The following is a 382-nucleotide window of genomic DNA, read 5'->3' on the forward strand; positions in this document are numbered from 1 at the left end:
GCAAAAGTGGTGGGAGTTGAGATGGGTGCCTACTACTACACGGCGCGCGATCATGCGGAGCTGGTGAAGGCAATGCCGAACGTCCGCTTCAAGGATGTCGAACTTCTTGTGAACTGGGTCAGGTTCATAAAGAGCGAACAAGAAGTCGCGTACAAGCGACAAGCTGGCGAAATCACTGAGCGCATGATGGCTCGCGCTGTTGAAGTCGCGGCCCCGGGTATTAGAGAGTGCGACGTGGCGGCAGCCATCTACCATGCCCAGATGTCGGGAACCGAATCGTGCGGCGGACTTCCCGCGACTAGCCCGCCTCATATGGGATTCGGTGCACGAGCCCGTGAAGCTCATCCGATTTTCAGCGATCGCCCTATCGATCCTAATTCCG

Annotated in this window: 1 protein-coding gene; it reads left to right on the forward strand. The window is 57.3% G+C overall.

Going from position 1 to position 382, the window contains the following annotated elements:
• Positions 1-21: 21 nt before the first annotated feature.
• On the forward strand, positions 22-382 hold a 361-nt coding region (locus EN808_RS35270; protein ID WP_245525207.1), incomplete at its 3' end, for a M24 family metallopeptidase.

The organism is Mesorhizobium sp. M8A.F.Ca.ET.165.01.1.1, from assembly GCF_004792065.1.
Taxonomy (GTDB): domain Bacteria; phylum Pseudomonadota; class Alphaproteobacteria; order Rhizobiales; family Rhizobiaceae; genus Mesorhizobium.